This window comes from Enterobacter sp. JS8-1 (assembly GCF_049187015.1).
In the GTDB taxonomy this organism is placed as follows: Bacteria; Pseudomonadota; Gammaproteobacteria; order Enterobacterales; family Enterobacteriaceae; genus Enterobacter; species Enterobacter mori.
Window position 1 is genome coordinate 3,426,072 of the sequence record NZ_CP185805.1, and the last position, 15,158, is coordinate 3,441,229.

Consider the following 15,158-nt stretch of genomic DNA (forward strand, 5'->3'; position numbering starts at 1 on the left):
GACGCTTAAATCCCCGCCCCCTGCGAATAACTCTCTTCACCAAAGACGCCGGTAGAGAGGTAACGATCGCCGCGATCGCAAATAATTGCCACCACTACGGCACCCGGGTTTGCCTTTGCCACCCGAATCGCCCCCGCTACCGCGCCGCCCGAGCTGACGCCGCAGAAGATGCCTTCGCGCACGGCCAGCTCACGCATGGTATTTTCCGCCTCGCGCTGGTGAAGATCCAGCACCTGATCCACAAGCTGCGCATTAAAGATGCCCGGCATGTATTCCGCCGGCCAGCGGCGAATCCCCGGGATGCTGCTCCCCTCTTCCGGCTGCAGGCCAACAATGGTGACGGCTTTCTCCTGCTCGCGCAGGAAACGCGACACCCCGGTAATAGTGCCGGTGGTCCCCATGCTGGAGACAAAGTGGGTGATGCGCCCGTCGGTTTGTTGCCAGATTTCCGGGCCGGTGGTGGTGTAGTGCGCGTAGGGATTGTCCGGATTGTTGAACTGATCGAGCAGTTTACCTTCACCGCGCTCGGCCATTTCTAACGCTAAGTCGCGTGCGCCTTCCATACCCTGCTCTTTGGTCACCAGAATCAGCTTGGCCCCGTAGGCACGCATCGCGGCGCGGCGCTCCTGGCTCATGTTGTCCGGCATCAGCAGCTTCATGCGGTAGCCTTTCAGCGCGGCGATCATCGCCAGCGCGATACCAGTGTTGCCGCTGGTGGCCTCGATCAGCACGTCGCCCGGCTTGATTTCACCGCGTTTTTCGGCCTGAACAATCATCGACAGTGCGGCACGGTCTTTCACCGACCCCGCCGGGTTATTGCCTTCGAGTTTGACCCAGATTTCGCTGCCGTTGTCAGGCCCCATGCGCTGAAGTTTGACCAAAGGGGTGTTGCCGATGGTGTGTTCTAATGTATTCATGATCACTGTCCAATAAAAAGCCCGGTGGCGCTTCGCTTACCGGGCCTACAGACGTCATATTGTAGGCCGGGTAAGCGCAGCGCCACCCGGCAAAACTACGTAATCCTAACCTATCAGGCTGTCTCTGCCAGAGCAATATCCTCGCGCGTCTCGATGCGCTCCTTCCCGTGATAAATACGCGCATGCTGCAGCCCAACAAACAGACGCTCACCCCGGTGCGGCGGCTCTTCGTCGCGCATCACCACGGTCAGCGGCTCGGTATACCAGCCCAGCGGCTGTACCACCAATTGGGTGTAGTGACCTTTAGGGCTAGCTTCCAGCACCTGCACCGGCAGCGGTGAATCCAGGCTGGTGCGACGGCTGACGTCCACTTCCCACGGACGCAGGAACAGATCGACCGGCCCCTGATGCGCGGAGGTATAGCCCAGCGGCCAGCGGTGCGCGCCGACGTGGAACTGACCGCCGCGAATGGTCCCCTGTAGACGGTTCACTTCGCCCATAAACTCCAGGACAAAACGGGTTGCCGGTTCACGCCAGAGCTGCTCCGGCTCGTCAACCTGCTCAATATTGCCCTGGCTCATGACCACGACACGGTCCGCGACTTCCATCGCTTCTTCCTGATCGTGGGTCACAAAGACACTGGTAAACTTCAACTCTTCATGGAGCTGACGCAGCCAGCGGCGCAGTTCTTTACGCACCTGTGCGTCCAGCGCGCCGAAGGGTTCATCCAGCAGCAGGATTTGCGGCTCAACGGCTAACGCGCGCGCCAGCGCCACGCGCTGTTTCTGCCCGCCGGACAGCTGGGCAGGGAAACGGTCTGCCAGATGCGCAAGCTGTACCATCTCCAGCAGTTTGGTCACTTTCGCTTTGATAGCTGCCGCATTTGGACGCTCGCGACGCGGCAGCACCGTCAGACCAAACGCGATGTTGTCGAACACCGTCATATGGCGGAACAGCGCGTAATGCTGGAACACAAAGCCTACTTTACGATCGCGGGCATGCAGGCGGCTCACGTCGGTGCCGTGAAAGCGGATATGTCCGCTGGTCTGATGCTCAAGCCCGGCGATAATACGCAGCAGCGTGGTTTTACCGGAACCTGACGGCCCCAGCAGCGCGACCATTTGTCCGGAAGGGATATCCAGCGAGATATCATTCAGCACCTGGGTGCGACCAAAAGACTTCTTAATATTGGCAATCTCAATGCTCATGATTTCCCTCCTGATGCAGACGTTTTTCCTGATTCTCTAAACGCCACTGCACCACACTCTTCAAAAACAGGGTCAAAATCGCCATCAGCGTTAGCAACGCTGCGGCAGTAAAGGAGCCGATGGTGTTGTAGTCCTGCTGCAGCAGCTCAATCTGTAACGGCAACGACAGCGTTTCACCGCGGATGGAACCGGATACAACAGAAACAGCCCCGAACTCCCCAATCGCGCGTGCGTTGGTCAGCACCACGCCGTAGAGCAGCGCCCAGCGGATGTTCGGCAGCGTCACGCGGCGGAACATCTGCCAGCCGGAAGCGCCCAGCAGTACCGCGGCTTCGTCTTCATTGCTCCCCTGGCTTAGCATCACCGGCACCAGTTCACGCACCACAAACGGACAGGTCACAAAGATAGTCACCAGCACCATGCCCGGCCAGGCGAACATAATCTGCAGGTTATGCTCATCCAGCCAGCTGCCCAGCGGGCCGTTAGAGCCGTAAAAGAGCAGGTAAACCAGACCGGCAACAACTGGCGACACGGCAAACGGAATATCCAACAGGGTCAACAGCATCTGACGTCCCGGGAAGTTGAAGCGCGTCACCAGCCAGGCCAGCAGCGTACCGAATACCAGGTTGACCGGTACCGTGATCAGCGCAATCAACACGGTCAGCCAGATGGCGTGCAGCATATCCGGGTCCGCCAGATTTTCCAGCGCGGGCATAATCCCTTTACTGAATGCCTGGACAAAGATATAGACCGTTGGCACAACGAGAATAAGTGCGGATACCAGCACGCCCGTCCCAATCAGAAACCATTTTGCCCAGTTGATGCGGGGCGCATCGTAACGCTTCAATTGAGTAACTTCCGCCATCAGTGACCTACCACACGTCGACCAAAGCGACTTTGCAGAGTGTTAATCGAGTACAGCAGCAGCAGCGACGCGGCGAGGATCACCGAAGCAATCGCGCTCGCAGCCGGATAATCAAACTCCTGCAAACGCACAAAAATCATCAGCGAGGTCACTTCCGTTTTCCACGCGATGTTCCCGGCGATGAAGATCACCGCACCAAACTCGCCGAGGCTGCGGGTGAAGGAGAGCGCCACGCCCGCCAGCAGCGCCGGAGAAAGCTCTGGCAGCACAACCTTGCGGAAACTCTGCCAGCGCGTCGCTCCCAGCGTTTCCGCGGCTTCTTCATATTCCGGGCCTAAATCTTCCAGTACCGGCTGTACGGTTCGCACCACAAACGGAATGCTGGTGAAAGCCATCGCTACGGCGATACCGAGCCAGGTATAGGTCACTTTAATATCAAACTTCGCCAGCCACTCGCCGTAAAAACCATTCACCGAGAACAGCGACGCCAGCGTTAAGCCCGCCACCGCCGTCGGCAGTGCAAACGGCAGATCCATCAACGCATCAAGCAGCGTGCGGCCCGGAAAACGGTAGCGGGTTAAGATCCACGCCATCAGCAGGCCGAACAGGCCGTTAAAAATCGACGCCACAAACGCCGACAGTAGCGTCACCTTATAGGCTGCCACCACCTGCGGGTTGGTGATCACGTCCCAGTACTGGGCCCAGCTCATATCAGAGAGCTGCACCACCAGCGCGCTGAGCGGTAACAACAAAATCAGGCAGACGTACAGCAGGCTGGTTCCGAGGCTTAAGGTAAAGCCCGGCAGCACGCGTTTTGTCGATACTGCAAACATTACTTACGCCCCGCCGCCAGCAATTTATCTAACTCACCGCCGCTGACAAAATGCGTTTTCATCACTTCAGGCCATGAGCCGAAATGGTCTTCCACGCGGAACAAATCGGTCTGCGGGAATTTATCTTTCAGCTTGTTCATCACGTCCGGGTTATTCACGCGGTAGTAGTAATCGGTAATGATGGTCTGCGCCTGCGGGCTGTACAGGTAGTTGAGATAGGCTTTTGCCGCTTTCTCGGTACCGTTTGCCTGCACGTTTTTATCCACCCAGGCCACCGGGAACTCGGCCAGAATGTTAGTTTTCGGGATAACCACTTCGAAGCCCTGCGCTTCGTACTGTTTACGGATATTGTTTACTTCGGACTCGAAGCTGATCAGGACATCGCCAAGACCACGCTCCGCGAAGGTTGTGGTCGCGCCGCGGCCGCCGGTATCAAACACTTCGACGTTTTTCAGGAACTGGGTCATGAACTGCTCGGTCTTCGCTTTATCGTTACCGTCAGCTTTATCCGCCGCGCCCCATGCCGCCAGATAGGTATAACGCGCGTTGCCGGAGGTTTTTGGGTTCGGGAAAATCAGTTTTACGTCGGAACGCACCAGGTCGTTCCAGTCGTGGATGTTCTTCGGGTTGCCCTTGCGCACCAGGAAGCCCATGGTGGAATAGAACGGCGAGCTGTTGTTTGCCAGACGGCTCTGCCAGTCCGCCGGGAGCAGCTTGCCTTTGTCGTGCAGGATCTGCACGTCCGTCACCTGGTTATAGGTCACCACATCGGCCTTCAGTCCCTGCAGGATGGCCAGCGCCTGTTTGGATGAACCGGCATGGGACTGCTTGATGGTCAGCTTATCGCCGTTATTGTCTTTTGCCCACTGCTGTTCAAACGGTGGGTTAAGGGCGGCAAACAGCTCGCGGGAGACATCATACGAACTGTTAAGCAGCTCGGTTGCCTGCGCCTGCGCCACCAGCAGTAAACCTGCCAGTGCCAGCGATCCTTTTTTTAGTACAGTAACGGCCATTGCGCACCCTTATAAATGTGATGACTATCTTATAGTCATAATATTTATAACGAGGTCGAAAGGAGTAACGGTTTTATATACCGTTTGGTGATTTAGAAGCAGAAAAGGGAATAAGGGGTGCGGCCTGATGCCCTCACCCCAGCCCTCTCCCTGTGGGAGAGGGAGAAAGCTCATTACAGCGCCAGCAGGCGCTCAACGGACGGCGCAAAGTAGTAGCCGCCGGTCACCGGTTTGGTGAAGCGCAGCATGGCGTCGCGCTTGCCGTCGGTATCGCCAAACATGCTCAGCAGCTGCTGTTCAATGTTGTACAGGCGCGCGCAGTAGGCGCAGAAGTAAAGGCCGTGCGTGCCGCTGGCCGTACCGTACGGCAGGCTCTGGCGGACAATCTTCAGCCCTTTTCCGTCTTCTTTGAGGTCAACGCGGGTCAGGTGAGAGGTAACGGGACGGTCATCGCCGTCGATCTCTTCGTTGGCTTCTTTGGTTCGGCCAATCATCATCTCCTGGTCGTGCACGCTCATGCGGTTAAGCTGCTTGAGGTTGTGCTCCCAGCGCTGCACGAACACGTAGCTGCCGCCCGCGTCCACACCGTCTTTGATCACCGCCACGTCGCGACGCGTCTCTTCGCCTGCCGGGTTTTCGGTGCCGTCAACGAAGCCGCTCAGATCGCGCTCCTCCACCCAGCGGAAGCCGTGAACCTCTTCCTGCACCTCGATGCTGTCGCCAAAGGCCTCAACAGCGGCCTGGGCTACGGAGAAGTTCACGTCGTGACGCAGGGAAAGAATGTGGATCAGCACGTCGTACTGCGTGGCAGGTGCAAGGCCTTTGCCGTAAGGGATAAAGTCTTTTAACTCTTCCGCCCCTTCGCCACCGCTCAGCTGACGCCAGACGTTATTGCCAAAGGCGACAACGGCACCGAGGTGGGCTTCCGGGAATTTAGCCTGGAAGGTCGCCAGTTTATCAACGAACACTTTACTGGCCGCACGCAGGGCATCCACGTCCCCTTTAACATTGGCTTCAATCCAAATCGCCGCGCGGCAATGTTCTGGCAAAATGCCACTCTGAACCTGAGACATCGCTCCTCCTGAAATAAAGATGCCACGTCAGCGTGGCATTGATGGCGGCTATTATACCCGGATTTCAGCAAGACGGTTTGTTCAGGCGCAAATTACTGCTTCCAGAGTATTTTGCTCACTTTCCAGTTTTTCAGCGTGTCGTCAGATGGCATTAACCCCTCCGGACCGCTCCACTCTCCGGTGAACAGGTAGCTGATGTGCTGGCTGCCTTCAGCCTTACATTCCACCGCAACCTTGTCGTCAGACGGCACGCTGGTGCAGTTGCCGAACGCCTGTTTATAGAGATCGCTAAACGGGGTCCCCACTTTCACACCGGTTGCGGTTGGAATGTCTTCATCCATCACCGCGATACGGTTTACCGTGCCTTTATCACCATTAATCACCAGCGCCAGCGTGTCACCCTTCAGCGCTTCGAAGTAACGCACGATATTGCCATTTTCGGTTTTCATGCCGCTGCGCAGGCGATAATCACTGCTCAGGGCATCCTGAATGGCATCCTGATCCAGCGCGGTTGACGCGGTAATTTTTCCTACGCCCTGCTCGGTCACTTCGGTGGAAGAACCAAACCAGTTCCACGGATACGCAGAAGACCAGTTAATAGAGGAGAGCGTCGAACAGCCGGTCAACGCCAGCGGAAGAGCGCATAAAAGTAAACGCAGCGATTTCATTGAAACGTCCTTTCTAATTAAATCAACGCTTGTTGGAGTGCGACTTCGGCAAAAAGTGCCGAATTAATCATCCTGATGCCTAAAACAGGCGTGAAGGCGAGGATTGGTCAGCAGCCACAGCAGCGCCACGATATCGGCAACGACCAGCGCAATACCGATGCCCGTGAGCGGCTCACCGTACCACCAGAGTACCGGCTGCCAGAAGAGCAGCGCAATTTGGGCAAGGATCAGCAGCCAGCGAAGCGCGCCCCAAAAGCGAGGGATCAGATGCCGCCGTCCGCTGACCAAAAACGCCAGTACGGCCGGAATGCCCGGCAGTAATCCGATCCAGAATGCATCGTGATCGGGATAGAAGAGATTCAGCAGCGTGTCGCCCTGCCCGCGCGACGCTCCGGCCATTACAAACAGCACCCAGGTGCGGGCCTGTAACAGCAGAACGCACCAGAACAGAAAAGGCAGCCTGACACGGCCCTGCGCGTTATAGTCAGCCGGATGGATCTCAGTACTCTTCATCTTCGATCAAACGCTTGCCCAGAGTCAGCACGTCAGCATGCTCGTAGCCCAGACGCTCATACATGCCCAGCACCACGTCGTTATCTTCTCGCACCATAATCTGAATTTTCGGACAGCCGCGGGCGATGAGTTTCTTTTCCAGGCGATTGAGCAGCGCATTGGCAATGCCGCGCGCCCGGTATTCCGGATGCACGCCAAGATAATAGGCCGAACCGCGGTGGCCGTCGTAACCGCCCATCACCGTACCGACAACCTCACCGTTCACTTCCGCGACCAGAAACAAACTGACGTCGTGATTCACCTTACGTTCGATGTCCATTTCCGGGTCGTTCCACGGACGCAGCAGATCGCAGCGCTCCCAAAGGGTAATCACCTCTTCGAAATCTTCCTGGCGAAAAACACGTATCTCCATGGTATTAACCGCCTTTTTGGGTTTAAAAACAGTGATTATGGCGTGAACCCTGCGTTTAGCCAATAACCGGGGAAAATCTCGCCAAAATTTGGCATAATGTCACTTTGTCACGTATTGAAATGAAAAGTAAAACAATTATCAATAAGGACTGTCGTAACGGTAATCACGATACGATATAACACCAGGATCGCAATTTTTACTATTCAGGCCGCATGAGCACATTCAAACCATTAAAAGCACTCACATCGCGTCGTCAGGTTCTCAAAGCGGGGCTGGCGGCCTTAACGTTAACGGGCATCGCTAAGCAGGCTCAGGCAAAAGACGAGAGCACGCTTAAAACCACCAACGGGCACAGTAAACCGAAAACCAAAAAGCCGGGCGCGAAGCGTCTGGTGATGCTCGATCCGGGCCACGGCGGCATCGATACCGGCGCCATCGGCAAAAACGGGTCGAAAGAAAAACACGTCGTGCTGGCGATTGCAAAAAATGTGCGATCGATTTTACGCAGCAACGGCATTGACGCCCGCCTGACTCGCTCCGGGGACACCTTCATTCCGCTGTACGACCGCGTGGAGATCGCCCACCAGCACGGCGCGGATCTGTTTATGTCGATCCACGCAGACGGCTTTACCAACCCTTCGGCAGCAGGCGCATCGGTGTTTGCGCTTTCCAACCGTGGTGCCAGTAGCGCCATGGCAAAATACCTCTCCGACCGCGAAAACCGGGCGGATGAGGTCGCCGGAAAGAAAGCCACCGATAAAGACCATCTGTTGCAGCAGGTGCTGTTCGACCTCGTGCAGACGGACACCATCAAAAACAGCCTGACGCTCGGCTCGCATATCCTGAAGAAGATTAAGCCGGTGCATCGTCTGCACAGTAAAGGCACCGAGCAGGCGGCGTTTGTGGTGCTGAAATCGCCGTCGATTCCGTCGGTGCTGGTGGAAACCTCCTTTATTACCAACCCGGAAGAAGAGCGGCTGCTCGGCACCACGGCGTTCCGCCAGAAGATCGCCAACGCCATCGCCTCCGGCATTATCAGCTACTTCAACTGGTTCGATAACCAAAAAGCGCACTCCAGGAAACGTTGATGAAACCCAATGCACAGCTGGTCAAAACATTCCTGCTGCAGCTGCAGGATGATATTTGCCGGAAACTGGCCGCCGCAGACGGCGGTGAATTTCAGGAAGATAGCTGGCAGCGCGAAGCGGGCGGCGGCGGGCGCAGCCGGGTGCTGCGTAACGGCGGCATCTTCGAACAGGCGGGCGTCAATTTTTCCCACGTTCACGGCGACGCGATGCCCGCGTCTGCGACGGCGCATCGCCCTGAGCTGGCGGGCCGCAGCTTCGAGGCGATGGGCGTCTCGCTGGTGGTGCACCCGCACAACCCGTTTGTGCCGACCAGCCACGCTAACGTGCGCTTTTTCATTGCGGAAAAACCGGGGGCCGATCCGGTCTGGTGGTTTGGCGGCGGTTTCGATTTAACGCCCTACTACGGCTTCGAAGAGGATGCCGTGCACTGGCACACTACCGCGCGCGATCTCTGTCTGCCGTTTGGCGAAGACGTCTACCCGAAATTTAAAAAGTGGTGTGATGACTACTTTTACCTGAAGCACCGCGACGAGCAGCGCGGCATCGGCGGGCTGTTCTTTGACGATCTCAACACGCCGGATTTTGATACCGCGTTCAGCTTTATGCGCGCGGTAGGCGAAGGCTATACCGACGCGTATCTGCCCATCGTCGAACGCCGTAAAAACACCGACTACGGCGTGCGCGAGCGTGAGTTCCAGCTTTACCGCCGCGGGCGCTACGTGGAGTTCAACCTGGTGTGGGATCGCGGGACGCTGTTCGGCCTGCAGACCGGCGGGCGCACGGAGTCGATTCTGATGTCGATGCCGCCGCTGGTGCGCTGGGAATACAGCTACGAGCCAAAAGAAGGCAGCCCGGAGGCTGCCTTGAGGGAGTTTATTAAGGTTCGGGATTGGGTGTAACCCTTACCCCTCACCCCTGCCCTCTCCCAAAGGGAGAGGGAGTATAAATTCCCTCTCCCTTTGGGAGAGGGTTAGGGTGAGGGTAAAAATTACAGCGGCTGCGTCTGCGCCTCAACCACCGCCAGCGCCACCATATTCACGATACGGCGCACTGAGGCAATCGGCGTTAACACATGCACCGGTTTCGCCACGCCCATCAGTACCGGTCCTACGGTCACCCCTTCAGAGCTGGAGACGCGCAGCAGATTATAGCTGATACGCGCCGCTTCCACGTTTGGCATAATCAGTATGTTGGCCGATCCCTTCAGCGGGCTGTCCGGCATGCGTTCGTTACGAATGCTCTCCACCAGCGCGGCATCGCCGTGCATTTCCCCGTCAATCATCAGCTCCGGCGCACGCTCGCGCACCAGCTCCAGCGTCTGACGCATTTTGCAGGCCGCCGCGGATTTAGACGAACCAAAGTTCGAGTGCGACAGCAGCGCCACCTTCGGCTCGATACCAAAGCGGCGCACGGTCTCGGCGGCCATCACGGTGATCTCCGCCAGCTCGTCTGGGGTCGGATCGTCGTTAACGTAGGTGTCAGCAATAAAGGTGTTGCCGCTTGGCAGCAGCAGCGCGTTCATCGCCCCGGCGGTATGGACGCCGTCGCGATAGCCGAAGATCTCCTGCACCACGCTAAAATGCTCGTGGTAATCGCCAATGGTGCCGCAGATCAGCGCATCCGCCTCGCCGCGATGCACCATGATCGCGCCGATCACCGTGGTGTTGCTGATGACCGCTTTCTGCGCCTGCTCCTGGGTGATCCCACGGCGCTTCATGATCGCGTAGTATTCGCTCCAGTACTCTTTGAAGCGCGGATCGGATTCGTTGTTAACGATCTCGAAGTCGACGCCCGGCTTAATCTGCAGGCCGAGCTTTTGAATGCGCATCTCGATGACGCTCGGACGACCAATCAGGATCGGCTTCGCCAGCCCTAAGGTGATCAGCTCCTGGGTGGCGTGCAGCACGCGCGCCTCTTCCCCTTCCGCCAGCACCACACGCTTCGCGTCGGCACGCGCCTGGGAGAAGATCGGCTTCATGAACAGGTTAGTTTTGTAGACGAACTCGGTGAGCTTATCGACGTAAGCGTCGAAATCCTGAATCGGTCGCGTCGCCACGCCGGAGTCCATCGCCGCTTTGGCAACGGCTGGCGCAATTTTGACAATCAGACGCGGGTCGAACGGTTTTGGAATGATGTAGTCCGGGCCAAAGCTCAGATCCTGATCGCCGTATGCAGACGCGACCACTTCGCTCTGCTCGGCGTGCGCCAGCTCCGCGATGGCGTGAACGGCGGCAAGCTTCATCTCTTCGTTGATCGCCGTTGCGCCCACGTCCAGCGCGCCGCGGAAGATGAACGGGAAGCAGAGCACGTTATTCACCTGGTTCGGATAGTCCGAGCGACCTGTACAGATAATGGCATCTTCACGCACCGCTTTCGCCAGCGGCGGCAGGATTTCCGGCTCAGGGTTCGCCAGGGCCAGGATCATTGGCGCGCGCGCCATCTTCTTCACCATCTCCTGAGTCAGCACTTTCGGGCCGGAACAGCCGAGGAAGATATCCGCGCCGTCAATGACGTCCTCAAGCGTGCGTTTGCCGTCGTCTTCCACCGCGTACGCCGCCTTGGTTTCCGCCATGTTCGGCTCGCGGTCTTTGTAAATAACGCCCTTAGAGTCACAGACCACAATGTTGTGTTTCTGCATGCCCAGCGCCACCAGCAGGTTCATACAGGCAATCGCCGCCGCGCCCGCGCCGGAGACTACCATGCGCACGTCGGAGAGATTTTTCTCGACCACGCGCAGGCCGTTCAGAATCGCGGCGGTACTGATAATCGCGGTCCCGTGCTGGTCATCATGGAACACGGGAATGTTCATACGCTCGCGCAGCTTCTGCTCGATATAGAAACATTCCGGCGCTTTGATGTCTTCCAGGTTGATCCCGCCGAAGGTGGGCTCCAGCGCAGCCACCACGTTGATGAATTTATCGGGATCGAGTTCGTCCACCTCGATATCAAACACGTCGATACCGGCGAATTTCTTGAACAGAACGCCCTTCCCTTCCATCACCGGTTTACCGGCCAGCGCGCCAATGTTGCCCAGCCCCAGCACCGCCGTACCGTTAGAAATAACGGCGACAAGGTTGCCGCGCGCGGTGTATTTGTAGGCTGCCAGCGGGTCTTTTTCGATTTCCAGACACGGCGCAGCGACGCCTGGCGAATAGGCCAGCGCCAGATCGCGCTGGGTCGCCAGCGGCTTGGTAGGGGAAACCTGGATTTTGCCCGGGACAGGAAACTCGTGAAAATCGAGGGCACTCTGTTTTAACTGATCGTCCATCTTGTTATTCCTTTTACGTATCGGTCAGATAGTATCGCCGCAGGACAGCGCATAAACTTTGAAGGCTGCCAAACTCTCACCATCACACATTAAAAATTGTTATCAATTTATAACAGCCATGTTACCCGTCTCAAAAGCAATGCCTCCCCCGTCTGCTATGCTTTTTTGTTAAGTCCATCATGATTTTCTCAGAAGTGTGAACTAACGCACTCATCTAACTCTTTTATTTCCAAGGAGTAATGATTTATGAACCAGCTAGACGGCATCAAACAATTCACCACCGTAGTGGCAGACAGCGGCGATATCGAGTCAATTCGCCACTATCAGCCTGAAGATGCGACCACCAACCCTTCGCTGCTGCTCAAAGCGGCAGGGCTTGCCCATTTTAGTCATCTGATTGATGACGCCATTGCCTACGGTAAGCAGCGCGGGAAGACGCAGGAGCAGCAGGTCGCCGAAGCCAGCGACAAGCTGGCGGTTAATTTTGGTGCAGAAATTCTGAAAAGCATTCCGGGGCGCGTGTCGACCGAAGTGGACGCCCGCCTCTCGTTTGATAAAGAAAAAAGCATTAACAAAGCCCGCCGCCTGGTGGAACTCTACCAGGAGCAGGGGATCGATAAATCACGCATTCTGATTAAGCTCGCGTCGACGTGGGAAGGCATTCGCGCCGCGGAGGTGCTGGAAAAAGAGGGCATTCACTGCAACCTGACGCTGCTGTTCTCCTTTGCCCAGGCGCGCGCCTGTGCCGAAGCGGGCGTGTTCCTCGTCTCGCCGTTTGTCGGGCGCATCTACGACTGGTATCAGGCAAAACAGCCGATGGACCCGTACGTGGTGGATGAGGATCCGGGCGTGAAATCGGTCCGTAATATCTACGACTACTACAAACAGCACCGCTACGAAACCATCGTGATGGGGGCCAGCTTCCGCCGTACCGAGCAGATCCTCGCCCTGGCAGGCTGCGACCGTCTGACCATCTCCCCTAACCTGCTCCAGGAGCTTCAGGACAAAGAAGAGACGGTGATCCGCAAGCTGGTGCCGACCTCCACCGTTTTGCCAAAACCGAAAGCCATGACCGAAGCGGAGTTCCGCTGGGAGCACAATCAGGACGCAATGGCCGTCGAAAAGCTCGCGGATGGTATCCGCCAGTTCGCCGTCGACCAGCGCAAACTCGAAGATCTTCTTGCCGCCAAACTTTAACCTTGCCACGGAGTGAACTATGTCCCGTAAAGAGCTCGCCAATGCCATTCGCGCCCTCAGCATGGATGCCGTGCAGAAAGCCAATTCCGGCCATCCCGGCGCACCGATGGGCATGGCCGATATTGCCGAAGTGTTGTGGAACGACTTCCTGAAGCACAACCCTAATGACCCCACCTGGTACGATCGCGACCGTTTTATTCTTTCCAACGGTCACGCATCGATGCTGCTCTACAGCCTGCTGCATCTTTCCGGCTACGACCTGCCGCTTGAGGAGCTAAAAAACTTCCGCCAGCTGCACTCCAAAACGCCGGGCCACCCGGAGATCGGCTATACGCCGGGCGTGGAAACGACAACCGGGCCGCTCGGTCAGGGGTTAGCCAATGCGGTCGGGCTGGCAATTGCCGAACGCACGCTGGCGGCGCAGTTTAACCAGCCGGACCACGAGATTGTCGACCACTACACCTACGTGTTTATGGGTGACGGCTGCCTGATGGAGGGGATCTCGCACGAGGTCTGCTCGCTGGCGGGCACGCTGGGACTCGGCAAGCTGATCGGGTTTTACGATCACAACGGCATCTCCATTGACGGGGAAACCGAAGGCTGGTTTACCGACGACACGGCAAAACGCTTCGAAGCCTACCACTGGCACGTGGTGCATGAGATTGACGGTCACGATCCTGAAGCCGTGAAAAAAGCGATTCAGGAAGCGCAGAGCGTGAAGGACAAACCGTCCCTGATTATCTGCCGCACGGTCATCGGTTTCGGCTCGCCGAACAAGGCGGGCAAAGAGGAGGCGCACGGCGCGGCGCTGGGTGACGAAGAAGTGGCGCTGACCCGGCAGAAGCTGGGCTGGAAATACCCGCCGTTTGAGATCCCGAAAGAGATCTACAGAGCCTGGGATGCCCGCGAAGACGGTGAGAAAGCCCAGCACGCCTGGAACGAAAAATTTGCCGCCTACAAAAAAGCGCATCCGGAGCTGGCGGCCGAGTTTTCACGCCGCATGAGCGGCGGCCTGCCGGAAGACTGGGACGATAAAACCCAGGCGCTGATTGAAAACCTGCAGTCCAACCCGGCGAAAATTGCCACCCGTAAGGCGTCGCAAAACACCCTGAATGCGATTGGCCCGATCCTGCCTGAACTGCTGGGCGGCTCGGCGGATCTGGCGCCGAGTAACCTGACCATCTGGTCCGGCTCAAAATCGTTGAAAGAGGACATTGCCGGGAACTACATCCACTACGGCGTGCGCGAGTTCGGGATGACGGCCATTGCCAACGGCATTGCCCATCACGGCGGCTTTGTGCCCTACACGGCCACCTTCCTGATGTTCGTCGAGTACGCCCGTAACGCGGCGCGCATGGCGGCGCTGATGAAGGCGCGGCAAATCATGGTATATACCCACGACTCCATCGGGCTGGGGGAAGATGGGCCCACGCACCAGGCGGTTGAACAGCTGGCGAGCCTGCGCCTGACGCCGAACTTCAGCACCTGGCGCCCGTGCGACCAGGTCGAAGCGGCGGTGGGCTGGAAGCTGGCGGTGGAACGCCACAATGGCCCAACGGCTTTAATTCTTTCGCGCCAGAACCTGGCGCAGATTGAGCGTACCCCGGAGCAGGTGAAAAACATCGCCCGCGGCGGCTACATCCTGAAAGACAGCGGCGGCAAGCCGGACGTGATCCTGATTGCCACCGGTTCCGAGGTGGAAATCACGGTGAAAGCGGCGGAAAAACTGACCGCCGAAGGCCACGCGGTGCGTGTGGTGTCCCTGCCCTCAACGGATATTTTTGATGCACAGGATGAGGCGTACCGGGAATCGGTCCTGCCGTCCAGCGTCGCGGCGCGCGTGGCGGTGGAGGCCGGTATTGCCGACTACTGGTACAAGTATGTCGGGCTTAAGGGGGCGATTGTCGGCATGCGAGGTTACGGTGAGTCCGCCCCTGCCGATAAGCTGTTCCCGTACTTCGGCTTTACCGTTGAGAACGTGGTGGAGAAGGCGCTGAGCGTGATCTAGTGCGGCCTGCGTGCCCGGTAGCGCTACGCTTACCGGGCCTACGGTTCGAAGTATCGTCGGCCGGGTAAGGTGCAGCCGCCACCCGGCACATTGTC

At 57.6% G+C, this 15,158-nt stretch carries 14 protein-coding genes; 4 read left to right on the top strand and 10 right to left on the bottom strand.

All coding sequences use genetic code 11. From position 1 onward, the window contains the following. Positions 1 to 5 precede the first annotated feature (5 nt). From cysM to ACOQH0_RS16300, 9 genes are all read right to left on the bottom strand, one after another. Positions 6 to 917: a cysteine synthase CysM gene (gene cysM, locus ACOQH0_RS16260; protein WP_421510813.1), complete on the bottom strand. Its 912-nt coding sequence runs from the start codon at positions 915 to 917 to the stop codon at positions 6 to 8. Between the two features lie 113 nt (positions 918 to 1,030). Then, positions 1,031 to 2,125 carry a sulfate/thiosulfate ABC transporter ATP-binding protein CysA gene (cysA, locus tag ACOQH0_RS16265; RefSeq protein WP_296229278.1) on the bottom strand — a complete coding sequence of 365 codons (1,095 nt, stop codon included), beginning with the start codon at positions 2,123 to 2,125 and terminating at the stop codon, positions 1,031 to 1,033. Further along, complete coding sequence (gene cysW, locus ACOQH0_RS16270) at positions 2,115 to 2,990, bottom strand: sulfate/thiosulfate ABC transporter permease CysW (protein ID WP_421510814.1); 876 nt, start codon at positions 2,988 to 2,990, stop codon at positions 2,115 to 2,117. The genes cysA and cysW overlap by 11 nt, the downstream gene beginning before the upstream one ends. Beyond that, complete coding sequence (gene cysT, locus ACOQH0_RS16275) at positions 2,990 to 3,823, bottom strand: sulfate/thiosulfate ABC transporter permease CysT (RefSeq protein ID WP_010433768.1); 834 nt, start codon at positions 3,821 to 3,823, stop codon at positions 2,990 to 2,992. Before cysT ends, cysW begins: the two co-directional genes overlap by 1 nt. Next, positions 3,823 to 4,836 (bottom strand): thiosulfate/sulfate ABC transporter substrate-binding protein CysP, encoded by a 1,014-nt coding sequence (gene cysP, locus ACOQH0_RS16280; protein ID WP_421510815.1) that lies wholly within the window; start codon positions 4,834 to 4,836, stop codon positions 3,823 to 3,825. Before cysP ends, cysT begins: the two co-directional genes overlap by 1 nt. 173 nt (positions 4,837 to 5,009) lie before the next feature. After that, complete coding sequence (locus ACOQH0_RS16285) at positions 5,010 to 5,909, bottom strand: Dyp-type peroxidase (protein WP_089597869.1); 900 nt, start codon at positions 5,907 to 5,909, stop codon at positions 5,010 to 5,012. Between the two features lie 92 nt (positions 5,910 to 6,001). Next, positions 6,002 to 6,577, bottom strand: coding sequence for an RpoE-regulated lipoprotein (locus ACOQH0_RS16290; protein ID WP_010433775.1), 576 nt, complete (start codon positions 6,575 to 6,577; stop codon positions 6,002 to 6,004). A gap of 63 nt (positions 6,578 to 6,640) precedes the next feature. Further along, entirely contained in the window at positions 6,641 to 7,090 is a 450-nt protein-coding gene (locus ACOQH0_RS16295) for a DUF2919 domain-containing protein (protein ID WP_421510816.1), read from the bottom strand. Then, positions 7,077 to 7,502 (bottom strand): GNAT family acetyltransferase, encoded by a 426-nt coding sequence (locus ACOQH0_RS16300; protein ID WP_003861292.1) that lies wholly within the window; start codon positions 7,500 to 7,502, stop codon positions 7,077 to 7,079. The genes ACOQH0_RS16295 and ACOQH0_RS16300 overlap by 14 nt, the downstream gene beginning before the upstream one ends. Positions 7,503 to 7,714: 212 nt before the next feature. Between ACOQH0_RS16300 and amiA the strand changes: the two genes are divergently transcribed. Both amiA and hemF read left to right on the top strand, forming a co-directional pair. Further along, positions 7,715 to 8,590 carry an N-acetylmuramoyl-L-alanine amidase AmiA gene (gene amiA, locus ACOQH0_RS16305; RefSeq protein ID WP_421510817.1) on the top strand — a complete coding sequence of 292 codons (876 nt, stop codon included), beginning with the start codon at positions 7,715 to 7,717 and terminating at the stop codon, positions 8,588 to 8,590. After that, positions 8,590 to 9,489, top strand: coding sequence for an oxygen-dependent coproporphyrinogen oxidase (gene hemF / locus ACOQH0_RS16310; RefSeq protein ID WP_421510818.1), 900 nt, complete (start codon positions 8,590 to 8,592; stop codon positions 9,487 to 9,489). The genes amiA and hemF overlap by 1 nt, the downstream gene beginning before the upstream one ends. A gap of 89 nt (positions 9,490 to 9,578) precedes the next feature. On the opposite strand, the gene maeB is transcribed toward hemF, so the two are convergent. Next, positions 9,579 to 11,858 (bottom strand): NADP-dependent oxaloacetate-decarboxylating malate dehydrogenase, encoded by a 2,280-nt coding sequence (gene maeB / locus ACOQH0_RS16315; RefSeq protein WP_010433785.1) that lies wholly within the window; start codon positions 11,856 to 11,858, stop codon positions 9,579 to 9,581. Positions 11,859 to 12,104: 246 nt separating this feature from the next. Here maeB and tal point away from each other — a divergent pair, with 246 nt between their 5' ends. Together tal and tkt are read left to right on the top strand one after the other, a co-directional pair. Then, positions 12,105 to 13,055 carry a transaldolase gene (gene tal, locus ACOQH0_RS16320; RefSeq protein ID WP_421510819.1) on the top strand — a complete coding sequence of 317 codons (951 nt, stop codon included), beginning with the start codon at positions 12,105 to 12,107 and terminating at the stop codon, positions 13,053 to 13,055. 19 nt (positions 13,056 to 13,074) lie between these two features. After that, the gene (gene tkt / locus ACOQH0_RS16325; protein ID WP_193939350.1) at positions 13,075 to 15,063 is read left to right on the top strand and encodes a transketolase; all 1,989 of its coding nucleotides are present in this window, start codon (positions 13,075 to 13,077) and stop codon (positions 15,061 to 15,063) included. The last annotated feature ends 95 nt before the right edge of the window (positions 15,064 to 15,158 follow it).

Bases quoted from the DNA above. Each gene is read 5' to 3' on its own strand.
- cysM (WP_421510813.1), bottom strand. From the start codon at position 917: ATGAATACATTAGAACACACCATCGGCAACACCCCTTTGGTCAAACTT.
- cysA (WP_296229278.1), bottom strand. From the start codon at position 2,125: ATGAGCATTGAGATTGCCAATATTAAGAAGTCTTTTGGTCGCACCCAG.
- cysW (WP_421510814.1), bottom strand. From the start codon at position 2,990: ATGGCGGAAGTTACTCAATTGAAGCGTTACGATGCGCCCCGCATCAAC.
- cysT (WP_010433768.1), bottom strand. From the start codon at position 3,823: ATGTTTGCAGTATCGACAAAACGCGTGCTGCCGGGCTTTACCTTAAGC.
- cysP (WP_421510815.1), bottom strand. From the start codon at position 4,836: ATGGCCGTTACTGTACTAAAAAAAGGATCGCTGGCACTGGCAGGTTTA.
- ACOQH0_RS16285 (WP_089597869.1), bottom strand. From the start codon at position 5,909: ATGTCTCAGGTTCAGAGTGGCATTTTGCCAGAACATTGCCGCGCGGCG.
- ACOQH0_RS16290 (WP_010433775.1), bottom strand. From the start codon at position 6,577: ATGAAATCGCTGCGTTTACTTTTATGCGCTCTTCCGCTGGCGTTGACC.
- ACOQH0_RS16295 (WP_421510816.1), bottom strand. From the start codon at position 7,090: ATGAAGAGTACTGAGATCCATCCGGCTGACTATAACGCGCAGGGCCGT.
- ACOQH0_RS16300 (WP_003861292.1), bottom strand. From the start codon at position 7,502: ATGGAGATACGTGTTTTTCGCCAGGAAGATTTCGAAGAGGTGATTACC.
- amiA (WP_421510817.1), top strand. From the start codon at position 7,715: ATGAGCACATTCAAACCATTAAAAGCACTCACATCGCGTCGTCAGGTT.
- hemF (WP_421510818.1), top strand. From the start codon at position 8,590: ATGAAACCCAATGCACAGCTGGTCAAAACATTCCTGCTGCAGCTGCAG.
- maeB (WP_010433785.1), bottom strand. From the start codon at position 11,858: ATGGACGATCAGTTAAAACAGAGTGCCCTCGATTTTCACGAGTTTCCT.
- tal (WP_421510819.1), top strand. From the start codon at position 12,105: ATGAACCAGCTAGACGGCATCAAACAATTCACCACCGTAGTGGCAGAC.
- tkt (WP_193939350.1), top strand. From the start codon at position 13,075: ATGTCCCGTAAAGAGCTCGCCAATGCCATTCGCGCCCTCAGCATGGAT.